8 protein-coding genes are annotated in these 8172 nt (G+C 33.3%); 4 read left to right on the top strand and 4 right to left on the bottom strand.

Annotation, left to right across the window (positions count from 1 at the left end; all coding sequences use genetic code 11):
• Positions 1-584: 584 nt before the first annotated feature.
• From recF to CCY16_RS02230, 3 genes are read right to left on the bottom strand one after another with little or no spacing between them, the layout of a single operon-like run.
• Positions 585-1655: a DNA replication/repair protein RecF gene (gene recF, locus CCY16_RS02240; protein WP_088414633.1), complete on the bottom strand. Its 1071-nt coding sequence runs from the start codon at positions 1653-1655 to the stop codon at positions 585-587.
• Positions 1656-1671: 16 nt separating this feature from the next.
• Positions 1672-2139 (bottom strand): thioredoxin-dependent thiol peroxidase, encoded by a 468-nt coding sequence (bcp, locus tag CCY16_RS02235; RefSeq protein ID WP_088414631.1) that lies wholly within the window; start codon positions 2137-2139, stop codon positions 1672-1674.
• A 59-nt stretch (positions 2140-2198) separates the two neighbouring features.
• Positions 2199-3626: a sensor histidine kinase gene (locus CCY16_RS02230; protein WP_088414629.1), complete on the bottom strand. Its 1428-nt coding sequence runs from the start codon at positions 3624-3626 to the stop codon at positions 2199-2201.
• A gap of 64 nt (positions 3627-3690) precedes the next feature.
• On the opposite strand from CCY16_RS02230, the gene CCY16_RS02225 reads away from it, so the two are divergent.
• The 4 genes from CCY16_RS02225 (at position 3691) to CCY16_RS02210 (ending at position 6717) form a co-directional block, all read left to right on the top strand.
• The gene (locus CCY16_RS02225) at positions 3691-4884 is read left to right on the top strand and encodes an aspartate aminotransferase family protein (RefSeq protein ID WP_088414627.1); all 1194 of its coding nucleotides are present in this window, start codon (positions 3691-3693) and stop codon (positions 4882-4884) included.
• Positions 4874-5380 (top strand): ribosome maturation factor RimM, encoded by a 507-nt coding sequence (gene rimM / locus CCY16_RS02220; protein WP_088414625.1) that lies wholly within the window; start codon positions 4874-4876, stop codon positions 5378-5380. The genes CCY16_RS02225 and rimM overlap by 11 nt, the downstream gene beginning before the upstream one ends.
• A 63-nt stretch (positions 5381-5443) precedes the next feature.
• Complete coding sequence (efp, locus tag CCY16_RS02215) at positions 5444-6010, top strand: elongation factor P (protein WP_088414623.1); 567 nt, start codon at positions 5444-5446, stop codon at positions 6008-6010.
• A gap of 8 nt (positions 6011-6018) precedes the next feature.
• Positions 6019-6717: an inositol monophosphatase family protein gene (locus tag CCY16_RS02210; RefSeq protein WP_088414621.1), complete on the top strand. Its 699-nt coding sequence runs from the start codon at positions 6019-6021 to the stop codon at positions 6715-6717.
• Here CCY16_RS02210 and hemA read toward each other — a convergent pair.
• Complete coding sequence (gene hemA, locus CCY16_RS02205) at positions 6709-7911, bottom strand: 5-aminolevulinate synthase (RefSeq protein WP_088414619.1); 1203 nt, start codon at positions 7909-7911, stop codon at positions 6709-6711. The genes CCY16_RS02210 and hemA overlap by 9 nt on opposite strands.
• Positions 7912-8172 lie beyond the last annotated feature (261 nt).

The following is an 8172-nucleotide window of genomic DNA, read 5'->3' as shown; positions in this document are numbered from 1 at the left end:
GCATCTTATGTTTAATTTTTTGCACTATATGTACCTTATGTTTTCACAACATTTCTAGGTTTTTACCTATATAAGTTGAAACTCGCTTATACTTATAAAGCGTTTAGGACAGTATAATATGCCAATTTGCAGGATTAGAGAGTAAATACTATCTACCACGGTATATCTTTTGCCTTTTTTTTTGCCTAGTAAATTTCTAAAACATTTATGACTAAAGGTTAGTTGCAATAAAAAACAACTGAGTCGCGATTATTAAGTATTTAAAACATAAAAAAACGCTAATGTTTTTAAATAGATATTAACTAGGGCTTCTTTTGTCTTTATTCTTACTTAGTGGATTTCTTAAATATTTGTAGCTGAAGCAATTTAAAAGCAGCAGCGCCACAAAAAATGTTAATATCTAAAATAATAACTATCTGCCTTTTTTCTAGGTTATGCAAAAAGTCTATTTTCTACATAAGACCTGTTGAAAAGGAAAGAATCTCTTTTTGTACCTGCTTGAATGAGGATTTAAGGAACAGAGATTTTGACTTCTTGTCCAATTATAGTAAGTAATTGGGGCCAGTTTGAAAAATGGCATTCATCTATAATTCAATAAATTTGAAATAATCAACATAGTTACCAAAATTATTTTGATCCACATCAGTTATCCAGGCTTGACATCGAATACTTAACATCTCTTCTATTAACACTTTTCTATAATGCTTATCCAGGTGAGACATTATATCGTCAAGTAGAAGGAGCGGTGCCTTATTGTAATGAATACACCTTGCTTTTACACTAGATAAAATAATAGAAAGCAGCAATAACTTCTGTTCTCCAGTAGAACACAGATTTATCGGTAAGTTTCTTCTTTGACAAAAAACCTGAAATTTATCGTTATTTACACAAAAGGTTATCCTACCAGTCAACGAGTCTTTTTCTCTATTTTCCCTTAAACGATTCTGAAAATATTTTGCAGTATCGTTTAAAGTTAGCTGGCTGTTAAATTTCAAACTCACCTTTGGAAAAAACTGAGTAGAATAGCTATCAATTGTGTCCTGCAACATTTTTAAAACAGATAATCGCATATCTAAGATATTAACTGCATTAACAGCCATGATATTCTCAAGGCTAGAAAGCCAACTCTTGTTTAAAATGTTTTCCCTTAACAGTCTACCTCGCTCGCATTTAGCTTTCCTATATCTCATGTAGTAGCAAGTGTAATTCTCTTCAAATAGTGAAACTATACGGTCTAAGAACTTTAACCTATCACTTGGAGAATTAAGAAGAATATAATCCATTTGTGGAATTAGCCATATTACATTGGATATTCTATATAGAGATGAGTAACTTGATTGCATTTTTCCACCAATTTGTATCAGCTTCTTATTGAAACTTTTTGCAATACCGATTGAGTTAAGGTCTGCTCCATTAAAAAAATCATAGTGCACTGCCCAATCTTCATTACTGAATCTATTTTGCATCTCACTGGCTTTTGCTTTTTTCATCCCATTGCTTTTAGCAAGCAAGGAGATTGCTTCGAGTATATTAGTTTTACCGATACCATTTTTGCCAGTTATCACAACTGAGCTGTCATCTGAGTCCAGTTCAAAATTTGAATGGTTACGAAAATTACTTAATTTCAACTTTTTTATGTAGCAATGGGCAGCCATTAGCCTATTCTTTAATTTATATTTTCTTTACTTCTTCCAGAACCTCATTAACATGCCCATTAACTTTTACGTTTTCCCAGATTCTCACTATCTTATCCTTTTTATCTATTAAAAAAGTAGTGCGTTCTATTCCCATATACTTTTTGCCAAATATACTCTTTTCTACCCAAACACCATATTTTTCCAACATTTCAGCGTTTTCATCAGAAACCAAATAAAATGGTAGAGAATATTTTGCCTTGAAGCTAGCGTGGCACTTAATACTATCTCTTGATGCACCAATTATTACTGTATCAAGGGAAGAAAAATCATTTATTTTATCTCTAAAGCCTTTTGCCTCCAGCGTACAACCTGGCGTATCGTCTTTAGGGTAAAAATAAAGAACTATATTTTTTTTATCAAAAAAATCACTCAATGATAAATTTTCACCAGAATCTGTTGGTAAACTAAAATCCGGTGCATTATTTCCTACCGCCAATTCCACATCTCCCTCCGTTAATAATACTTATAATAAATTGTAGTCAGAGTTTTCAAGAATTCTAGTTAAAAATCAATCAAATCTTCACATGTTTGCTCTTCATAAAAGAAGTTTAACGTTATTGTAGTACCAAGTTTCGCTTCGCTTTTGATGTTGAAAGTGCCACCCATTAACTCTACTAATTTTTTACTAAGTGGTAATCCAATACCAGTACCTTCATTTCTATATCCTGAATCTGCTTGGCCAAAAACAGACATAACTTTATATATGTCTTGCTGCATTATTCCTATCCCATTGTCATGAAATTCAATAGTCAATAAGTTTTTTTCTATATTTTCCTTAATCACCATTCTTATTAAACCATCCTTAGGAGTAAATTTGATCGAGTTTGATAATAAATTTATTATAACTTGTTTCATCCTCTTGGGATCTGCGATAACTAGTAATTGTCTATTAGGTATCTCCTTCTCTAAACTAATCCCGGTTTCTTTTAATTTAGGTGACAGCATATTTAAGCACGAATCTATTATCTTGTTCAGGTTAAACTTCACTTTTTCTACTGTCAAACTACTTGATTCAGCCTTTGAAAAATCTAATACATCATTAATCAAAGCAAGTAAGTGTGTTCCTGCATTATATATATCATCCACGTACTCCTTGTATTGATAGTTATCCATCGAACCCAAGGTTTCATTTTTGATCAATTCTGCAAATCCAATAATAGCGTTAAGAGGTGTGCGCAGCTCATGTGTGACGCTTGCGAAAAACTTTAGCTTATTTGTATTCTCTTGCTCTAATGCTTCTTTCATTTGTTGTAATTCAACATTAGTTTTATGTTGCTTGACTAGCATTTGGGTATTAGAAAAATGCAAGTAAAGCATCACTAATATTAAAATTATTAATAATAATCCTAAAAACGTTAAAAATAGGCTATATACCATAACGTAAAAGTTGTCGTGGTTTTGAACAATCTTTAAAAAAAATGATGGCTTAGTGTCATCTTCATGAAATATGGGGAAAATAGAAATTAGTGCATGTCCTATAGTGTAAAATATCTCTTGATTATTTAGTAATTTATCAATTTCATCGTTTGTAAGTAACTGTTCATAATCATGATCTTGAGTGTTAAAGTGACTGAATATTATTCTGCTATTTTGATCATATAGCATTAAGCCCAGATCCTTCACTTCACCAACTGATTGTAACAATTCAGCACGCAGTTTTACCAGTTGGTTTATATAATCAAAGCTTTTGTATTTAATGTGATGTTTTTCTATCAGTAGGTAATGGTACTTTTTTATTATGCTATTTTCCAGTACACTTTTTAAGCTTACACTTGAATCACGGTAAGAAGAAAGAAAATCATCCCTTAGAGAATAATTACAATATATCACGCTAAATAAAATCACAAAAATTGATGAGAATAATACAATAACTTTTGTATATTTATTCCCCTTTAGTGCAGAAAGTATTAATTTACTTATCTTATACATATCCTTCTCATTGTGAAATAACGGCTTTTACGTTATTAATTAGAATTCAGCGTACCATACTTTTATGACAATTTCTCCTATCTTGCCAGTTTATTCTCCTATTAATATAAATTTTTCTTATGGAAAAGGCATTTACTTATATAATATTGATGGTAAGCGCTACATAGATTTTCATTCTGGGATAGCTGTCAATAGCTTAGGTCACACTAATTTGCAATTAACTAGCGCTCTTAATTTGCAAGGAGAAAGGCTATGGCATATATCAAATACCTATAATATACCTGCTGCTAATAACTTTGCAGAAAAATTAATAAACAACAGTTTTGCTGATACTGTATTTTTCGCAAATTCTGGATCAGAGGCAGTAGAGTGCGGGCTGAAGATTGCTAGAGTTTACCAAAATGGAAAAGGTAATAAAAACCGCCATAGAATTTTAACATTTCATGGTGCATTTCATGGGAGAACCTTCTTAACTTGTGCTACAAACGATAAACGGAGATTTTCTGAATTACTGAATCCCTACATTGACTGGTGTGATAACATCGAGCCCAATATCGAAAGCGTAAAGAAAGCAATTTCTAATAATATAGGAGTAATGCTAATAGAACCAATACAAGGACAAGGCGGTATTAAAGTAATGAACAATGCCTTTATGAAAGAACTAAGAAAGCTGTGTGATGAGAATGACATATTGCTATTTTTTGATTGCATACAATGTGGTACTGGTAGAACAGGAAAATTATTTGCATACGAACATATAGGAGTGAAACCTGACATATGTGCTCTCGCAAAAGGAATAGGAGGTGGTTTTCCATTAGGAGTTTGTCTTGCAACTGAGAAGGCTGCACGATATATAACAGTTGGCATGCATGGTTCCACCTTTGGTGGTAATCCACTCGCAACTTCAGTAGGCAATGCTGTACTTGATAAATTACTCAGCCCTGGCTTTCTAGAAAATGTTGAGATCAGGGGTAAGCATTTAAAAAATAAACTAGAAGATCTGGCAAGTAAATTTCCAATAATAGAAGAAGTAAGAGGGAAGGGGTTGATGCTTGGAATAAAAGTGAAAATGGATAATCAAAAATTTGCAGGCGAGCTAAGTCATCGTGGCTTGCTTACTGTTGGAGCAACATCAGATAATGTTGTAAGGATTTTTCCTCCACTCATTATCACTGAAAAAGAAATTGATGAAGGCATTGAGATTCTGACTCAATATCTGTCTGAGAAATCTTCCGACCCATATCAATATGAAAGATAATTTAGTATGCATGGGAATCATTACTTCTCCTCATGGAATTAAAGGAGCTGTTAAAGTCAAAACTTTCACTGAAAAACCTGAAAATATCTCATTGTATGGTAAGCTAATAAGTGGTAGTAAGAATTATGACATAGACTCAGTGTCTGTCATAGGTGAAAATTTAGTAATCGCTACAATAAGTGGAGTAAATTCTCGCAATGAAGCAGAGTTTTTAAGAAATAAGAAATTATACATAGAAAGAAACAAGCTACTAAAGTTAAATGATGAGAATGAATTCTATCAAGGTGACCTTGTAAACATGGAAGTAAGGCTGGAAAATGACGAATTATATGGCTACATAAAATCTATATATAATTTCGGTTCAGGAGATATATTGGAAATTTCAGTGATCAGTACAAAAAAGAATATTATGCTACCCTTTACTAAAGAAATATTTCCGTATGTAAACATAAAGGAAAGATATATTACGCTCAATATGCCGGAGTTTATTGATTAATAAAGGCTTTGATATTTATATAAAAGCTATCTATAATCGTAAGATCAAACTGAAAATGCAATTATGGCAGAAAGAGCTAATGATATCCGGCCAGGTCAAGTGTTGGAACATAATGGTGGATTATTTTTGGTTGTAAGTATCATGCATACTCAACCCGGTAAAGGTGGTGCATACATACAAGCCGAAATGAAAAACATCAAAACCGGAGCAAAACTCTACGAAAGGTTCCGTTCTGATGCAACAATCAGAAGGGCAATTTTAGATGAGGAAGAATATATTTATCTCTTTACTGAAGGAAATATTGTGAATCTTATGCATCCAAGTAACTACGAGCAGATCACTATAAATTTGGACTTATTGGAAGAAAAAAAGATTTATTTACAGGATAATATGAAAATTAAGGTAGTAACTTACCAAGATAAAATAATCTTTGCGCATGTGCCAGATTATGTAAGATTGACTGTAAAAGAAACAGAGTCTTTTATTAAAGGGCAGACTGTTACTTCCTCTTATAAACCCGCAATTTTGGAAAATGGAATGCGCATTAATGTTCCTCAATTTATAAAAGAAGAGGACAAAATTGTAGTATATACTCCAGATGATAGCTATTACGAAAGAGTGAAAGAGTAAAAGGAAGAATGTCCATTTCATCACCACGAATTAATGTGATGCTTGATTCTGTGCGCAGTGCTTCTAAGCAGCTCATGCGTGATTTCAATGAATTGCAAATTTCCAATGTTAAGTCAGCAGACTTTATCAATAAAACTTACTCAAGATCTAAGCAAACTATATACAATTGCTTGCATGATTACAAACAAGACTATGGTTTCATCTTTGAAGACGATATTGATCAAGAAACAAAAGAGAAGGATTATACTTGGTTCATCATGCCTATAGAGGGCAGGGAAAATTTTTCTAGTCGCATGGTTTATTTTGCAGTATCAGTTTGTCTTGTTCACAAAAATAAAGTTGTGGCAGCTGTAGTTAATACTCCGGCTCTTAGAGAAACTTTTTGGGCAGAAGAAAAGAAAGGAGCTTTTTTTGAAGACTTTAGATCTCGTCATATAAAAATGAGAATGAAAAGTCATGAAGGGAGTTTAATAGATGTAAGTGGTAATTTGTTAAACAAATTACTGCCAGGCAACAGTAATGTACGTTCTGTCGGCTCAACAGTTTTAGGTTTTACATACCTTGCTGCAGGAAGATACAGTGGAATAGTTTACTCTGGAGTTAACAAATATAAGGCTTTGCTAGGTAGACTTCTTCTCCAAGAAAGCGCTGGCAGACTAATGGAAGGCAATGGATTTATCATTGCTGGAGATGTTAAGCTAACATAAATAAGCTACAGAAATAGACAATTTTACAAAAACTCTTATAAGCGACTCTGTTAAATGTTCTATCATTTCATCGGTATGATAAGGTGTAGGAGTAATGCGAAAACGCTCAGTTCCTCTTGGAACCGTCGGGTAATTTATATGTTGAACATATATTCCATACTCATCAAATAATAATTTTGATGCCCTTTTGGATAATTCTGGATCGCCAATTATTATTGGAATTATATGAGTTTCTGTTGGAATAAAATTAATTCCCACATTGCTCAGTGAGTTTTTTACTTTTTCAACAACTTGTCTTTGCTTTTCCCTTTCAACGTTGCTTGATTTTAGATGCTCAACGCTTGCCTTTGCCGCTGCTGCTAAAACAGGCGACATAGCAGTAGTGAAAATGAATCCTGGAGCAGAACTTCTTATTACATCCACCAAGCTCTTTGAAGACGCTATATATCCACCCATTACCCCAAACGCTTTTGATAATGTGCCTTGAATAACGGTCACTCTGTCCATTAGACCTTCTCTTTCCGCAATTCCACCACCGCGTAGACCATACATGCCAATTGCGTGTACCTCATCCAAGTAGGTAATTGCATTATATTGATCTGCCAGGTTACATATTTCTCTTAGCGGTGCTATATCGCCATCCATTGAATATATGGACTCAAACGCTATTATTTTTGGCGTTTTTCTGTCTACAGACTTTAACAACTGTTCTAAGTGGCCAACATCATTATGCTTAAATATATGTTTCGGTCTTTTTCCTGATTTTATGCCTTCTATCATCGAAGAATGGTTTTTCTCATCTGAAAAAATTACTACATCAGGAATAACAGACGATAAAGTGCTAAGTGTAGTTTGATTAGCAAGGTAGCCACAAGTGAAAGTTAAAGCAGCCTCCTTGTTATGCAAACAAGCTAGTGATTGTTCTAGTTCGACAACTTCTTTCGTTGTACCAGATATATTTCTTGTTCCCCCTGCACCAACTGACGAATTTTGAATAGCGGCAACAACACTCTCATTTTGTGACATCCCCAAGTAGTTATTACTGCACCAAACGATAACCTCCCTATTTCTTTCACAATCCATAATATAGGGAAGCCTGCCAGGCAACGACGCAAAATGCGTGAATTCACGATAGCGCCCTTCTTCTTTTATATCTTTGATTTTGTTTAAGAATATTTCTTCGTAGTCTACCAAGTTTTTATCTATTAATAATCAATACAATTATAATAAGTTATTCAATGGTAGACTACTATATTTATTCCCTAGTTTACTGTTATACAGCAACTCCCTCTTTAACAAAGAGATCGACTTTACTTTCTTTATTTAAGCAAACTTAAAGACTCATTATAATGGTATATAATTGCAACAGCAATTAGACACAACAAGCTGCACTAATACTTTCACTGCCAACATCTCTAAGTGAACTGCAATAGTTACTTTTATATCAACTCCAGT

Origin of the sequence: Wolbachia endosymbiont of Wuchereria bancrofti, from assembly GCF_002204235.2 — a bacterium.
Classification (GTDB): domain Bacteria; phylum Pseudomonadota; class Alphaproteobacteria; order Rickettsiales; family Anaplasmataceae; genus Wolbachia.
This window is presented reverse-complemented; position numbering and strand designations above follow the sequence as displayed.